Annotated in this window: 17 protein-coding genes; 4 read left to right on the top strand and 13 right to left on the bottom strand. The window is 56.8% G+C overall.

The window, feature by feature from the left end; genetic code table 11:
* Window positions 1–11: 11 nt before the first annotated feature.
* The 6 genes from PTZ19_RS11680 to PTZ19_RS11705 form a co-directional block, all read right to left on the bottom strand.
* Window positions 12–782 (bottom strand): class I SAM-dependent methyltransferase, encoded by a 771-nt coding sequence (locus tag PTZ19_RS11680; protein WP_276354607.1) that lies wholly within the window; start codon window positions 780–782, stop codon window positions 12–14.
* A gap of 196 nt (window positions 783–978) precedes the next feature.
* The gene (locus PTZ19_RS11685; protein WP_276354608.1) at window positions 979–1,365 is read right to left on the bottom strand and encodes a LytTR family DNA-binding domain-containing protein; all 387 of its coding nucleotides are present in this window, start codon (window positions 1,363–1,365) and stop codon (window positions 979–981) included.
* Between the two features lie 32 nt (window positions 1,366–1,397).
* Window positions 1,398–1,529, bottom strand: a complete 132-nt coding sequence (locus tag PTZ19_RS11690) for a cyclic lactone autoinducer peptide (protein ID WP_276354609.1) — start codon at window positions 1,527–1,529, stop codon at window positions 1,398–1,400.
* 5 nt (window positions 1,530–1,534) lie between these two features.
* Window positions 1,535–2,056 carry an accessory gene regulator ArgB-like protein gene (locus tag PTZ19_RS11695; protein WP_276354610.1) on the bottom strand — a complete coding sequence of 174 codons (522 nt, stop codon included), beginning with the start codon at window positions 2,054–2,056 and terminating at the stop codon, window positions 1,535–1,537.
* A complete protein-coding gene (locus tag PTZ19_RS11700) occupies window positions 2,049–2,705 on the bottom strand; it encodes a hypothetical protein (protein ID WP_276354611.1) in 657 nt (218 codons plus the stop codon). The genes PTZ19_RS11695 and PTZ19_RS11700 overlap by 8 nt, the downstream gene beginning before the upstream one ends.
* A gap of 234 nt (window positions 2,706–2,939) precedes the next feature.
* Complete coding sequence (locus PTZ19_RS11705) at window positions 2,940–4,835, bottom strand: PrkA family serine protein kinase (protein ID WP_276354613.1); 1,896 nt, start codon at window positions 4,833–4,835, stop codon at window positions 2,940–2,942.
* 135 nt (window positions 4,836–4,970) lie between these two features.
* Here PTZ19_RS11705 and PTZ19_RS11710 point away from each other — a divergent pair, with 135 nt between their 5' ends.
* Both PTZ19_RS11710 and PTZ19_RS11715 read left to right on the top strand, forming a co-directional pair.
* The gene (locus tag PTZ19_RS11710; protein WP_276354614.1) at window positions 4,971–5,858 is read left to right on the top strand and encodes a DUF2161 domain-containing phosphodiesterase; all 888 of its coding nucleotides are present in this window, start codon (window positions 4,971–4,973) and stop codon (window positions 5,856–5,858) included.
* On the top strand, window positions 5,855–6,202 hold the full coding sequence (locus PTZ19_RS11715; protein ID WP_276354615.1) for a Rieske (2Fe-2S) protein: 348 nt from the start codon (window positions 5,855–5,857) through the stop codon (window positions 6,200–6,202). Before PTZ19_RS11710 ends, PTZ19_RS11715 begins: the two co-directional genes overlap by 4 nt.
* 19 nt (window positions 6,203–6,221) lie before the next feature.
* Here the strand turns inward: PTZ19_RS11715 and PTZ19_RS11720 are convergent, their stop codons facing one another.
* Window positions 6,222–7,358, bottom strand: a complete 1,137-nt coding sequence (locus PTZ19_RS11720) for an aminotransferase class I/II-fold pyridoxal phosphate-dependent enzyme (protein WP_276354616.1) — start codon at window positions 7,356–7,358, stop codon at window positions 6,222–6,224.
* Between the two features lie 120 nt (window positions 7,359–7,478).
* Between PTZ19_RS11720 and PTZ19_RS11725 the strand changes: the two genes are divergently transcribed.
* Window positions 7,479–7,625: a hypothetical protein gene (locus PTZ19_RS11725; protein WP_276354643.1), complete on the top strand. Its 147-nt coding sequence runs from the start codon at window positions 7,479–7,481 to the stop codon at window positions 7,623–7,625.
* Window positions 7,626–7,764: 139 nt separating this feature from the next.
* Here PTZ19_RS11725 and PTZ19_RS11730 read toward each other — a convergent pair whose 3' ends face one another.
* From PTZ19_RS11730 to serC, 3 genes are all read right to left on the bottom strand, one after another.
* Window positions 7,765–8,007: an AbrB/MazE/SpoVT family DNA-binding domain-containing protein gene (locus tag PTZ19_RS11730; protein WP_276354617.1), complete on the bottom strand. Its 243-nt coding sequence runs from the start codon at window positions 8,005–8,007 to the stop codon at window positions 7,765–7,767.
* 198 nt (window positions 8,008–8,205) lie between these two features.
* Window positions 8,206–8,670, bottom strand: a complete 465-nt coding sequence (gene trmL / locus PTZ19_RS11735; RefSeq protein ID WP_276354618.1) for a tRNA (uridine(34)/cytosine(34)/5-carboxymethylaminomethyluridine(34)-2'-O)-methyltransferase TrmL — start codon at window positions 8,668–8,670, stop codon at window positions 8,206–8,208.
* Window positions 8,671–8,751: 81 nt separating this feature from the next.
* Complete coding sequence (gene serC, locus PTZ19_RS11740) at window positions 8,752–9,840, bottom strand: 3-phosphoserine/phosphohydroxythreonine transaminase (protein WP_276354619.1); 1,089 nt, start codon at window positions 9,838–9,840, stop codon at window positions 8,752–8,754.
* A 127-nt stretch (window positions 9,841–9,967) separates the two neighbouring features.
* Between serC and thpR the strand changes: the two genes are divergently transcribed.
* A complete protein-coding gene (thpR, locus tag PTZ19_RS11745; protein ID WP_276354621.1) occupies window positions 9,968–10,576 on the top strand; it encodes an RNA 2',3'-cyclic phosphodiesterase in 609 nt (202 codons plus the stop codon).
* Window positions 10,577–10,611: 35 nt separating this feature from the next.
* Here thpR and PTZ19_RS11750 read toward each other — a convergent pair whose 3' ends face one another.
* The 3 genes from PTZ19_RS11750 to aroF all read right to left on the bottom strand — a co-directional run bounded on the left by PTZ19_RS11750 (window position 10,612) and on the right by aroF (window position 14,042).
* Window positions 10,612–11,160 (bottom strand): NADPH-dependent FMN reductase, encoded by a 549-nt coding sequence (locus tag PTZ19_RS11750; protein ID WP_276354622.1) that lies wholly within the window; start codon window positions 11,158–11,160, stop codon window positions 10,612–10,614.
* A gap of 162 nt (window positions 11,161–11,322) precedes the next feature.
* Window positions 11,323–12,747, bottom strand: coding sequence for a type I glutamate--ammonia ligase (glnA, locus tag PTZ19_RS11755; RefSeq protein WP_276354625.1), 1,425 nt, complete (start codon window positions 12,745–12,747; stop codon window positions 11,323–11,325).
* Window positions 12,748–12,980: 233 nt separating this feature from the next.
* Window positions 12,981–14,042, bottom strand: a complete 1,062-nt coding sequence (gene aroF, locus PTZ19_RS11760) for a 3-deoxy-7-phosphoheptulonate synthase (protein ID WP_276354626.1) — start codon at window positions 14,040–14,042, stop codon at window positions 12,981–12,983.
* Between the last annotated feature and the right edge of the window lie 613 nt (window positions 14,043–14,655).

Below are 14,655 nucleotides of genomic sequence, written 5' to 3' on the forward strand. Positions count from 1 at the left end.
GACGCCTAAGTTTAAGCTTTCCGTACCGCAAGCACCCGCAGCCTTCGGTAATCCGCCTGCCAAGCGCCGTTTCGATAACATTTCGGTCTCAACCGCTCTGACAATTCCCGCAGCCAAGCTTCGGATGCCGCCCGTTCCGTTTCCGGCACCAGCCCTTCGCCGAACATCCGAAGCCAGTTCAGCATCCCCTCCTCGCCCTCCAGCGCGGTCGGACGGTCAACCATCATGGCGATGAGGACCTCGAATCCGTTTTTCTCCAGCAGCGAGGCGTATTCCCCGATGCTCGGGAAATACCAGGGCAAGGCAAACCCGGATTCCAACCCGCGCTCCGTGAGCATCGTAAAGTTCGCATCCACGATGCTCCGCACGTTACCGGCTCCCCCGAACTCCGCCGCCAGTTTGCCGCCGGGCAGCAGACAATCCGCGATCGTCCGCGCCGCTCCCTCCGCATCCTTGATCCAATGCAAAGCCGCGTTGCTGAATACGGAATGGAAAGGGCGGTCCGGGCGCCACTTCGTCCCATCCGCACAATGGAACTTCAGCGAAGGGTACTTGCTTCTGGCCCGCTCCGCCATTTCCGGGGAAATGTCCACTCCCTCCACGTCCGCGCCGCTCCCGGCAATCTTCGCGGCCAAGTCGCCCGTGCCGCAGCCGAAATCCAGAATGCGCTCCCCGGGCCGAGGTTCCAGCCATTCCAGCAAGTCCTGGCCATACCGGGAGACGAACCCCATGGTCCGATCATAGTCCCCTGCGGCCCAATGCACCCTCTGTTCATTGCGCATAACCGCCACCTCCGTTTGTACATCCGTTATAACATGGAGATGGCACCGATTTGAAATATATAGAACGGATATCCTTGATAGGTTATGCCTATGATTAAAACAAAAAAGAAGGCTGAGATCAGCCTCCCACCACGCGTTCCCGCCCTTCCGCCCAGGCAACGATGGCTGTCGCCCGGGCGGAAAGCTTCAAATTCGCTTACCCTTTTCCAAACAGCGGTTTTCTTGCAGGTTTGTAAGTCGATTGCGTTTCTTTCGCCAAATGTTGAACTTTGGTCAGGTTGGCTTCCGATACGGTCGCAAACTGACTGTCCTTCGTCCAAGGGTACTCGAAGTAGACTTTACGGGATTTGGGATCGAAGGCTTGTACATGGTTCATATTGACGAGATTCGTGCGGTCCAACCTTTCAAAACCGGCTTCCTTGAAAAGGATTTGAAGCTCTTCCATGGTGGTGGGATAGAAGTACATGCCGTCCTTCGTATGGAACTCCGGACCGTCGGCCGTCGGGCGAATGGAAATGATGTCTTCCAATCGGATCGAGCAGGCATTTCCGTTTCTATCCAACAACCGAAGTTCTTCGGCCATGTCTTTCATCTCCCTCCGAAAACTGCCGTCATTCACGCTTTTTTCTTCAGTTCGTCAGGCGTCTCCGGGCGATAGGTAATGAACCAGCTGGCCGTGCTTACGAAAACGACTGCCAGTGCCGCCAACATTTGCGAAGCCAGTACGGCAACCTTCTTTTTGGACATTTTTTTCACCTCCCTTTCCAAAAAGTAATCAACAAGAGAGATTGCGCGAAAAAACCCAACGTAATGATGGGATTCAATAGAAAGAAATTGGAGACTACCATCATGATAGACAATAATTTAAAAACAAAAAAGTATTTTTCGGAAACTCTGATATGTTCTTTGATATTGGATGGCGAAAATATCAAGCAGAGAACGAGGCTTACGGCATTCACGATCAAAGCGGTTTCGTGATTCACCGGAATAAAGGGAATGGCAACGAACACGGAGAACGAGAAGATCGAGCATGCCAGCATGCTGGAAAAATGATAGCCGCCCGAGACCAGTCTTAAGGTCATCAAACTGACGACGCCAAGCAAAGTCTCGGAAAAAGTGCCCGCGAACAGCCCAACGATTAAGGCAGCCGAGATCGTGAAGCCATTATGCAGCAGCCCGACTAGAGCATACCGCATGACTTCGACGCTGGCGGTGCCTTCCGGATTGGTTTCATGGATTTTAACCGCGATTTTATTCGCCAGTTGCTCAACCAACGGACTCATCCCTTTTAAAGGTCAGATAGAAGATGAAAATCAGGACAACCGTCAATAAAGCCGCCAACAACAAATAGGGAGGTTCAACTTGGTCCAGCATATAAATATTAACCAATAACGTAACGATGAAAGCAACCAAAATGTAAATCACGAAGAGCTTGTCCTTGCCCGTCATCTTCTTGGTTACGCGGCCCCGATTCTCGATAAAGCTGAATCCGCCTTTTAAAAAATAGATAAACCCGCCGAGAATGACCATGGATATGGAGGAACAAATCGAAATGAGATAAGAGGATTTCGTCCCCATGACCAAATCCCCGGAAACGATGCCGAGATGATAGAATACGGCGGCAAAGCAAGTTTGGATCATTCCGAAGACGGTATACCCCGTGAGGAGCATGATCAACGAATTGAGAAGACTGACTTTCAAGATCATCCATATGTATACGAGAAAAATGATATTTTGAATTAACGGGGAGAGTCCCAGCATTTTCGTTTCGATAAAAGAGTAAGAGACAAAGGAAAGCAATACGGAAATCAACAATATTTTTTCGATATTTCCCCGAATCGTGAATCGAAATTGCAATAATATGAACATAAAAGACGAAAAATATTCAAGCGACGAGAACATAATAAATTTCAGTAAATTCATCCGGCTAGTTCTCCTCAACTAAGATCATACCAAAGGACCCAGGACTGTCGATTTAATCATATTTTATCATAATCCATGATCGATGTATTAATCTTTTCTCACGAAATCTACCGTTCGGTTAGAGTTTGACAGATGCGGGCCGTCAAAGGGGAGTTCAAAGGGGGATGCCGAAAACCCGCAACGGGATCGCTGCGGGTTTCTTTCTTTGGCTCATGATTCGACGGCCGATTCCGGTCAACGGTTCAGCAAGCTTCCGACGTACCGCAGCAGCTCGTTGGCGCACACCGGGCAGTAGCCGTGCTCGTCGATCAGCCGCTTCGTGACTTCGTTGATCCGCTTGAGCTGGTTTTCGTCCGGCGTTTTGGTCGAGGTCGTGATTTTCACGATGTCCTTGAGATCCGCGAACAGCTTCTTCTCGATCGCTTCCTTGAGCCGTTCGTGCGTGTTGTAGTCGAACTTCCGCCCCTTGCGGGAGTAGGCAGAAATCCGGATCAGGATCTCCTCGCGGAACGCCTTCTTGGCGTTCTCGGAGACGCCGATCTGCTCCTCGATCGACCGCATCAGCCGCTCGTCCGGGTCCATCTCTTCGCCGGTCAGCGGGTCTTTGATTTTCGCCCAGTTGCAATACGCCTCGATGTTGTCGAGATAGTTCTCGAACAGCGTCCGGGCCGATTCCTCGAAGGAGTAGACGAACGCCTTCTGCACTTCCTTCTTGGCCATGTTGTCGTATTCTTTGCGGGCGACGGAGATGAAATTGAGGTACTTCTCCCGTTCTTCCTTCGTGATCGAGGGATGCTGGTCGAGCCCGTCCTTAAGCGCCCTCAGCACGTCGAGCGCGTTGATGCAGGGCAGGTCGTGCTTGATGAGCGCGCTGGAAATCCGGTTGATGACGTAGCGGGGGTCGATGCCCGACATGCCTTCTTCGGCGTATTCGTTCTGCATTTCCTTGAGGTCGGTTTCCTTGTACCCCTCCACCTCTTCGCCGTCGTACATCCGCATTTTTTTGACCAGGTCCATGCCCTGCTTCTTCGATTCCTTCAGACGGGTGAGAATGGAGAAAATGGCGGCGGCGCGCAAAGCGTGGGGGGCGATGTGCACGTGGCTCATGTCCGATTGGCCGATCAGCTTCTCGTAAATTTTCTCTTCCGCGGACACCTTGAGATTGTAGGGAATCGGCATGACGATCATCCGGGATTGCAGCGCTTCGTTCTTCTTGTTGGAAATGAACGCCTTGTACTCCGATTCGTTCGTATGGGCGACGATGAGCTCGTCGGCGCTGATCAGCGCGAACCGGCCGGCCTTGAAGTTGCCTTCCTGCGTAAGCGACAGCAGATTCCAGAGGAACTTTTCGTCGCATTTCAGCATCTCCTGGAACTCCATCAGCCCGCGGTTGGCTTTGTTCAATTCCCCGTCGAACCGGTACGCGCGGGGGTCGGACTCCGAACCGTATTCCGTGATCGTGGAGAAATCGATGCTTCCGGTCAAGTCCGCGATGTCCTGGGATTTCGGATCCGACGGGCTGAACGTTCCGATGCCGACGCGGTTTTCCTCGGAAATCAGCACCCGTTCCACCGGTACCCGCTCGATGTCCCCGTCGAACTCGGTTTTCAGCCTCATCGAGCAGGAGGGGCACAGATTGCCCTCGATCCGGACGCCCAGCTCGCGCTCCACGTCGGTCCGCAGCTCGTTCGGAATCAGATGCAGCGGCTCCTCGTGCATGGGGCAGCCTTTGATCGCGTAGACCGCGCCTTTATCCGTCCGGGAGAACCGCTCCAGCCCTTTTTTGAGCAAGGTGACGATCGTCGATTTGCCGCCGCTGACCGGGCCCATCAGCAGCAAGATCCGCTTTCGCACGTCCAGCCGACGGGCCGCCGAATGGAAATATTCCTCGACCAGCCGCTCCATCGTCCGGTCCAACCCGAAAATTTCGCTTTCGAAAAACTTGTATTGTTTGTTCCCGCCGGATTCCTCTACCCCATGCGATACGATCATCTCATAGACGCGGGCGTGTGCCGTCATCGCCGGCGTGGGATCTTGGCGCAGCAGATCGATGTAGTCCCGAAAGGTCCCCGTCCATCCCAGCCTCTCGCTCTCCGCCCGGTACTCCGCGATCCGCCTGAAAATGTCCATCCCGCTCACTCCTCGCTCTTCTGTCTCTGCAAAAGCGTATTACATACCTATGCGGCCTTGTAGACGAAGTTGCCCCGATTCCGTCCCGATCCCGTGCTATAATGGCTTCTAGAGGATTTCGAAGGAGGAGCTTACGTGGCCGTTGCCCGCGAAACGGAGCTGTACCCTCCCGTCAAAAAGTTCTTCTCGTCGAGAGGGTACGAGGTGAAGGCGGAGGTCCGCGGCTGCGATCTGGTGGCCGTCCGGCCGGACGAGCCGGAACCGACGATCGTGGAGATGAAAAAAATATTCACGCTTCCCCTGCTGCTGCAAGGAATCGACCGGCAGAAGACGGGGGCTTCCGTCTGGCTTGCCGTGGAACGGAACCGGACGAAGAAAGGCGCGCACAATCAGCGGTACGCGGATTTGACCGCGTTGTGCCGGCGGCTGGGACTCGGGTTTCTGACGGTGACGTTCTATAAAACGAAAGAGCCCGTCGTGGACGTATGGTGCGAACCGGGGAAAATCGGGCTCCCCGCTGCGCCTGCGGGTCTAACGGGGATCGCAACGGCAGGGTCCGCGCGGCCCGATGCGCCGCTTGCGGCCGAATCCGCCGCCGGTTACGCGGCTGCCGCCGCGCCGCCCGCGAGGCGCTCCCGGAAGGCGGCGGCGCGCCTGCTGCGGGAGTTCGAAGCCCGCAGCGGCGATTACAACGTGGGCGGCAGCACCCGCCGCAAGCTCGTTACCGCCTACCGCGAGCGCGCGATCCAATGCGCTTTGGCGCTTTGCTGCCACGGCCCCTCGTCGCCGAAACGGGTCCGCGAGCTGACCGGCTCTCCTTCGGCCGGGTCCATGCTGCGCGACAACCATTACGGCTGGTTTGCCAAGGTGGAGAAAGGGGTGTATCGGCTGACGGCGGCCGGGGCGTCCGCCTTGCGCGAATACCGGGACGTAACGGAAGTATGGGTCGCCCGCTTTCCTTGGGCGGCCGGATGGGAAGCGGCCGGCGAAGCCGCCTTGACGAGAGAGGAGCTGCGACGATGAACGAGGAGGCTCGCGGCGAAGCCGGAGGAAGCGGCACGGAGGCCGCCGATCTCGGTTTCCCCGCCGATTATGGGAGTTTTCCCGCATCCGTGACCGTGGACGGGACGCCTTATTGGCTTGTCCGGGGAGAAGAAGAAGAGGAGTATCGGCTCCTCTCGGCGCTGTGTCCCCATGCGGGGGGAGACGTGCGGGCGCATGAAGGGATCTTCTTTTGCCCGCTGCATTTTTGGACGTTCGACCAAGCGGAAGGGAATTGCCTGAACGTCCCCGGGGAAAGGCTGATGCGTCGGAAAGTGGAGCTGCGGGAAGACGGCCGTTTATACGCCGTCGGGTTGCCGTATTGATTGCCGTTTTGACGCAGCCTTATCCCCGATCGGAACGGCCCATGAACTCCCCCATCGCGTCGATTAACCGCGACACGCCGGTTTTCATCTGCTTTTCGTCGGCATAAGCGAACGTTAACCGCAGCGTGTTGCGCTCCGGCCGGTCGGCATGGAAAGGCGCGCCCGGCTGGAACATCAAGCCTTTGATCCAAGCGCCTCTCAGCAGCGCTTCCCCGTCCATGCCTTCGGGCAGCTTCAGCCACAAATGCACGCCGCCTTCGGGGTTTCGCCAACGAAGTCCTAATGCCTGATGGTTCAGCAGTAAACCGGTCAAGCAGCGCATCCGCTCCCTGCACTGCACCCGCAGCATGTCGACCAGCGGTTCGAGCGGGTGGTCCTGCAGCAATCCCGACAAGGCGAACCGCTCCAGCGGGGTCACGCCCGGCTCCAACAGCGCGGCCGCGGCCGTCGGCAGCAGCCGGTTCAGATCGTCCGGCTGTCCGACCGCCCAGCCGAACCGCAGACCCGCCACCAGCCCCGGGGGAAGCTGCCCGATGGACACGACGCCGGGCTCCACCTGAGCCAGCCGAATCAGCTCCGGCCCCTCCGCGTCTTCATAGCGCAGCATTTCCTGCCGGTCGTCCCTCACCAACGGAACGCCGGCTTCCCGGCAGATTCGGGCCGCGGCGTCGGCGCGTTCCTCCGGCCACAGCGCGCCGCTCGGATCGGAGCAGGCCGGCGAAGCGTAGACAAGTCGGGGTTTAAACCTTCGGATCGCCTGACGGAGGGCGTCGGGATCCATTCCCATCCCGTCTCCCTCCACCGCTTCCACGCGGATGCCGGCTTTACGGAAAATTTGCAGCGCGGAGCGCGCGGTCACCCGCTCGGTCAATACCGTATCCCCCGGCTGCAGCGATTTCTCCGCGATGCGCGTCAGCACGGCATCCGCCCCCATGGCGATCCGCAAGTGTTTTTCTTTCCCTTGCGTCTTCCTTTTCAAGAGGCCATGCGCTAGCTTCGTTTTCAGACCGTCGCGAAGGTTCGTCCGAACCTTCCCGGAAGACAGATCCTCCCGGCGGACCCTTTCCGCGGCGGCCGCCAAGCGTTCTTCCCATTCGGACGCCGACACCAATCCGTCCCTCGGCCAGCCGCCCATCCAGTTGATGATCCGGTTCATGCGCTCCCTCCCCCGCTCCGTTCGGTATGCTACAGTCTATGCGCAATTGTTCACACATTTTGCGTTTTCTTTTTGGCGGGGCTTGGGTATAATAGAGGAAGTCAAGCGGAGGTGTGGGAAATGTTTCTGGCGGAAGAAGCGACGCAACGAGCCATCGAGATTTTCGGAATGTCGGGCAAATTCTGGATCGTCATCCTCGTCATGGCCATGGTGATCACCGCGATTTTAACGGCGGCCTACAACGACGATAAAACCAAAGGACTGTAATTCCCGATGCCGGGTCGTCGAGTGGTCGACGCCCGGCATTTTGCTTTTCAGGCCGGCGTTCGCCGAAGCCGATGAAAAGAAAATCGCCGGTCTTCCGTCTCAGGCGGAAAACCGGCGATTCTTGTTTTCTATTCGTGGTTTAAAGCCCCTTCATTTCTTTCAAACACGCGGCGCATACATAACGCTCTTTGAACTCCCCGACCTCATCCATCGAGGAGCAGAATACGCAGCGGGGCCGGTATCTTTCCAGTATGATATGGTCGCCCTGGACCAAAATTTCCACGGGATCGCCTTCGTTCATCTGGTAACGCTTGCGCAAAGATTTGGGCAACACGATCCGCCCGAGTTGGTCGACTTTTCGGACTACGCCTGCAGGTTTCAAAATTGGTTCCTCCCATTCCGACTGCTTTCTAGCTGATTTACGAAACCTAATCGCCATTCTATACGGTTCGCTGCGAAGGAACGTAATCCTGCCCTGCAACTTTTTTGCTTAATAATCTACAAGTTTCTTCATCATTCGACAAATTCGGGAACCATTTCCTGGAAACGAAATTCCATGGCGATGGCGTGCGTCCCGTCTTTAGCTCATCCCCGGAAAACCGGTTTGCCTTAAGGCTTCGTACACGACGATCGCCGCCGTGTTCGCGAGATTCAGCGACCGGATCTTGTCCGTCATCGGCAGCCTCATGCAGGTCTCGGGGTATTGATCCAGCAATTCCTGCGGGAGTCCTTTCGTTTCTTTGCCGAATACGAAAAGATCCCCGTCGCGGAACGCGAAATCGGAATAATTCTTTGCGGCTCTCGTGCTGGTGAAAAAGAACCGGCCTTGCGGGAACGCCTGCCGCACTTCCTCGAACGAGTCGTAATACGTAAGGTTCACCGCGTGCCAATAATCCAGCCCGGCCCGCTTCAGGTAGCGGTCGTCCGTGGAAAAGCCGAGCGGCCGCACCAGGTGCAGGTGCGTTCCGGTACCGGCGCACGTGCGCGCGATATTGCCCGTGTTCGCCGGAATTTCCGGGTTGACGAGGACGATATGGAACGGCATGTCCGATCCCTCCGCTTCGCAAAGCTTTCATTCGCCGGCCAAGGAAAACGACGGCCGGTTGGGCCGTCGTTCCCGTCGCCATTACCCGTTGCGCTGTTTGAAATCCCGCATGAAGGAAGCCAGTGCTTGGACGCTTTCGAGCGGCACCGCGTTGTAGATCGAAGCTCGCAGCCCGCCGACGTCGCGATGGCCTTTGAGACCGACGAACCCGGCCGCTTCCGATTCCTTCACGAACTGTTTTTCCAACTCTTCGTTCGCCATCCGGAACGTCACGTTCATCAAGGAGCGGCTGCCCGCCTGGGCGCATCCCCGGTAAAATCCGCCGCTGCCGTCGATCTCCTGGTACAGCAGCCCGGCTTTCTCGCGATTGATCCGTTCCATGGCGGCCGTACCGCCTTTGTCCTTGAGCCATTTGAGAACGAGGTTGACCATGTAAACGGCGAAAGTAGGCGGCGTATTATAGAGAGAATCGCTCTTGGCATGCGTCGCGAATTGCAGCATCGTCGGCACCGGCTGGGCAGGCTGCCCGATCAAATCCTCGCGGACGATCACGATCGTTACGCCGGACGGACCGAGGTTTTTCTGCGCGCCGGCATAGATCAGCCCGAATTGGGAAACGTTCAGAGGACGGCACAAAATGTCGCTGGACATATCCGCCACGAGAGGCACGGAACCGGTATCCGGGTACTCCGCCCATTGCGTTCCGCCGATCGTCTCGTTGCTCGTCAAATGAAGGTAAGCGGCGTTGTCCGGAATGTTCAGCTCGTCGGCTGACGGGATCCGCATGAACGCGTCGGCTTCCGTCGACGCCGCGATCGCCACTTCGCTGAACAGCTTGGCTTCCTTGATCGCTTTGCCGGCCCATGCGCCGGTATGCACGTATGCGGCTTTGCGGCCGGGAGCCGCCAGGTTCATGGGGACCATGGCGAATTGCGTGCTGGCGCCGCCTTGCAGGAACAGCACCTTGTAGCCGTCCGGGATACCGGCCAGCTCGCGAAGCAGCTTCTCCGCCTCGTAATGGACGGACTCGTATACTTTGCCGCGATGCGACATTTCCATAAGGGACATGCCCGTACCCTCGAATTCGACGAATTGCTCCTGCGCTTGACGCAGCACCTCAAGAGGCAGCGCGGCTGGACCCGCATTGAAATTGTAAGCCCGATTGGCCATGACACTCCCACCTTCCCGCAAAAATCAAGATAGGCTTATCATAACAAAGGGAGAAACCCGGAGCAACAGAAAAAAGGCCCGATCCCGCAACAAATCGAGCAAATCCCGAACGAAAGGTGACAAGTTTATGAATAATCTTCGCCTTTTCATCGGCATTTCCCCCTCGAATGCCGTTGCCGAAGCTTTGCGCGAGGCCATCGACCGAATGGCTGCCCGGCTTCCGTTCCGAAAATGGACGCATCCGGACGACTTGCACGTTACGCTCCATTTTCTAGGCGATACGCCGGAAACGCGCTTGGAAGCGATCAAGGAAGCCCTGTTGCAGACGGCAACGTCCGCGGCTCCTTTCACGCTTTCCCTGACCGCACCGGGCACGTTCGGTCCGCCGTCCGCCCCGCGCGTGCTCTGGCTGGGCTTGGCGGAACCGGGCAACCCTGGAGCGCTCGCAAGGCTTCACCAAGCGCTGGCTCCCGGGCTTCAGGCGGCCGGCTGTACGCTCGAAGACCGCCCGTTCCGCGCCCACGTCACGTTAGCCCGCCAGGGCGGGCCGGAGTGCGGCCGGGAAGCGGTGCAAGCCGCCTGGGAGGAATATCGTACCCGTATATCCGCAGACTTGCTGGAGTGGACCGCGGACCGCGTGACGTTGTTCCGCTCCCATCTCGGACGCCGGCCCAGCTATGAGAGGATCGGACAGTATCCGTTCGGGCACGGACCGTCTGGTGCCGCGCATTCATGATCGGCCCGTTCTTCGGTTTTCCGCCGTATGCCAGATCAGCGGTTCACGGACGCAACGAATTCGACGAACCGTCCGACCACGGCGTCCAGGTGCTGCAGCGTCGCTTCGTCGGTCAGCTTGCCTGAGGCGGCGTCGAACTTTTGCGCCGCCTGGCCCACCAACAGCTCGTTGCCGGCCGGAGGCAGCAGCTTGACCTGGAGCCCGGCAAGGATCTCCCGCAGGTGCAGCTGCGCGCGCAGCGTGCCCATCGCGCCGGTGCTGACTCCCGCGATCATGGCGGGTTTGCCGATCAGCACCTTTTCCACCCGGGACAGCCAGTCCAACGCGTTCTTCAGCACGCCCGGAACGGACCAGTTATACTCCGGCGTGACGATCAGGACGGCATCCGCCGCTTTGACCTGCTCCCTCAGCTTCAGAACCGACGGAGGAGCATTCATTTCTTCATCCTGGTTAAAAAGCGGAACGTCTCCGATCTCCGCGAACTCCATCTCGAACCTGTCGCGGTAACGTTCCGCGATCGTGTGGGCGAGCTGACTATTGTACGATTCTTTCCGCAAACTTCCGATAAACGCGAGTATTTTCATGTTGCTTTCCTTCCTCCTGCTTTCCGCTTGGGGTCTCATCATTCGGGAAACCTTGGACAAGGGCTCCGCCGTTTATTGTACCACTTCATTCGCCCCGATTCATCGCCGCAAACGCAAAGAGACCCGCCGCAAGGGCGAGTCCCGTAAGATGGACGATGTCGATCAGCAGTCGAAGTACAGGCTGTATTCGTGCGGGTGAACCCGGATCGATACGGCTTTGGCTTCGGAGCGTTTGAGCGCGACATAGTTCTCGATGAATGCCTTGGTGAAGACGCCGCCTTCGGTCAGGAAGTCGGAATCCGCTTCGAGCGCGTCCAGCGCTTCGTCCAGGGTGCCCGGAACGCTGCGGATTTCTTTCTTCTCTTCGTCGGACAACTCATAGATGTTCTTGTCGAACGGTCCATAGCCAAGCGCTCTCGGGTCGATGTTGCGCTTGATGCCGTCCAGGCCGGCCAGCAGCATCGCCGCGAAAGCCAGGTACGGGTTCGCCGTGGAGTCCGGCGTACGGAACTCGATACGGCAGCCTTTCGGCGTAACGGCAGCGACCGGAATCCGGACCGCGGCGGAGCGGTTGCCCTTGGAGAATACGAGGTTCACCGGCGCTTCGTAACCCGGAACGAGACGTTTGAACGAGTTCGTGGACGGGTTCGTGATCGCGATCAGAGCCGGGGCATGGTACAGGATGCCGCCGATATAGTTCAGCGCCAATTGGCTCAGGTTGGCGTATGCGCCTTTTTCCCAGAACAGCGGTTGACCGTCGTTGAAGATCGACATATGAACGTGCATCCCGCTGCCGTTGTCGCCGAAAATCGGCTTCGGCATGAACGTCGCGACTTTGCCGTATTGGCGAGCCACGTTGTGGATGATGTATTTGTACTTCATCAGGTTGTCCGCGGTCTTGGTCAGCGTGTCGAAGCGGAAGTTGATTTCCGCTTGGCCCGCGGTCGCGACTTCGTGGTGGTGACGCTCGACGCGAAGGCCGGACTCCTGCATCAGGCGGACCATTTCGCTGCGGATGTCTTGCTGCGTATCGGTCGGAGCGACCGGTACATAGCCCCCTTTGACGCGGACTTTGAATGCCAGGTTGCCGCCTTCTTCTTTGCGGTTCGTGTTCCAAGCGGCTTCCTCGGAATCGACGTGGAAAGAAGAAGAGTTCATCGTGCTTTCGTAACGGACGTCATCGAAAATGAAGAACTCGGATTCCGGGGCGAAGAACGCATCCGTACCGACGCCGGATTTTTTGAGGAGTTCTTCGGCCTTCTGGGCGATGGAACGCGGGTCGCGCTCATAACGTTCGCCGTCCGGCGTGTAGATGTTGCACATCACGATCAAGGTCGAATGAGCCGTGAACGGATCGACATACACGGACTCGGTGTCCGGCATCATGACCATGTCGGACTCTTCAATTCCGCGGAAACCCGGGATCGAGGAACCGTCGAAAGCGACTCCGTTGACGAAAGTATCGGCATCGACTTCCGTCGCCGGAAGCGTGATATGGTGAGCTTGCCCAGTTAAGCTGATAAAACGGAAATCTACGAATTCGATGTTCTTTTCCTTGATCAATTCCAATACTTTTTCAACAGCCATCTTTGGATTTCCTCCCCATTTCCGAACATTCGTTTAGCAACTTGGACAAAACGTTCAAGTTTTCGCCCTAACTTATGTCGTTAATTATAAAACTCGCCTTTGGAGAGCGTCAATAGTTATGTAAGGTATTTTTTATCGATATGTTAGCAATACTCACATAGTACATAAAATCGTCATAAAAGTACAAAAAAAATAAACCTGCCGGTAAGCAGGCCACGGTATGAATCCTCTATTTATTTCTTCCAAGTCAAGAAGGCTTCCGCAGGCTGCTTCGGGGTGTCGAACCGTTTCCCGCACAGCGGGGCCAATTGTTCCAGCTCTTTGAGCAGTTTGGCGAATTGGTCGGGGAACAGCGACTGCACGCCGTCGCCGGTCGCGGAGTTGTCCGGGTCCGTATGCATTTCGATGATCAACCCGTTCGCGCCCGCGGCGACGGAGGCTTTGGTCATCGTCTCGACCAGCTCGCGGCGGCCCGTCGCATGGCTCGGGTCGGCGATGACCGGCAGGTGCGACAAGCTTTGCACGGCTGGGATGGCCGCCAAGTCGAACGTGTTGCGGGTATAGGTCTCGAACGTCCGGATTCCCCGCTCGCACAGCATCACGTTCGGATTGCCGCCCGCCAGGATGTACTCCGCCGCGTTCAGCCATTCGTCGTAGGTCGCGCTCATGCCCCGTTTCAGCAGGACCGGCGTCTGCACGGTGCCGACCTTACGAAGCAGGTCGAAATTCTGCATGTTCCGCGTGCCGATCTGCAGAATGTCGGCGTATTCGGCGCAAATGTCCACCGTCTCGGGGGTCATGACCTCCGTGATCGTAAGCAGGCCATGCTTGTCGCCCGCCTCCTTCATCCATTTGAGGCCTTCCGCGCCGATGCCCTGGAAGCTGTACGGACCCGTGCGGGGCTTGTACGCGCCGCCGCGAAGCACTTGGCCGCCGGCCGCCTTCACCAAACGGGCGATCTCGTCGATCTGCTCCGGCGTTTCGACGGCGCAAGGCCCGCCCATGACGACAAGGTTGTCTCCGCCGATCTTCACGCCTTTGATCTCGATGATCGTGTCGTCCGGATGGAAATCGCGGCTGGCGAGCTTATACGATTTGGAAACTTTGATGACATTCTCAACGCCCTTCATGGAACGGAGATGCTCCGCAAGGGAAGGGTCGGCTTTGCCGATGATGCCGATAACCGTGCGATCGGTGCCCCTGGACACGTGCGCCTGCACGCCGCGTTGCTCGATATACCGGACGATTTCGGCGATACGTTCCTCAGGGACATGGGGGGAAGTAATCACGATCATGACGTTCACTCTCCTGCTTCCGGCTGTATCCAGCCCGTTTCGCTTTCGCGCTTGTTCGCTTCGACGCTTATACGCTTTTAAGTGCTAAAGTAAATATACGCAAACGGGCGCTTGGTGTCAATAGGTTTGTCATGGACTTCGGGCGTAGGTTCGCACCGGAATGCCCCTTTGCAGAGGTGAATCGGCGAAACTCCGCATCGGTTCGGTTTACTCCGAATCATCTGGGAAGAATCAACGCAACCTGCCGGAAAAACGGGGTTCTTCCAAGTCCATCGCCCCATACATGGGATAAAAAAAGAAAGTTCCTCCATGACACTCCAAAAATGGCTTCCGAAATGAGTTAAGAAAGAAAGTTACATAACTCCGCTCCAATAGCGGCATCCGAACAAGCGTTATGTAAGAAAGTTACATAACTCCCCCCAATTACAGCATCCGGACAAGCGTTATGTAAGAAAGTTACATAACTCCACCTCAATAGCGGCATCCGGACAAGAGTTATGTAAGAAAGTTCACTGGCGTTGCATATAAGCTAACACGAAAAATTTCTCTTCTATTAGTTACTATTTTTGTAATTTAATGATGTATTTTCGTGGATGGCCATAAAAAATTCTCC

The organism is Cohnella caldifontis (genome assembly GCF_029360585.1).
GTDB lineage: Bacteria > Bacillota > Bacilli > Paenibacillales > Paenibacillaceae > Cohnella > Cohnella caldifontis.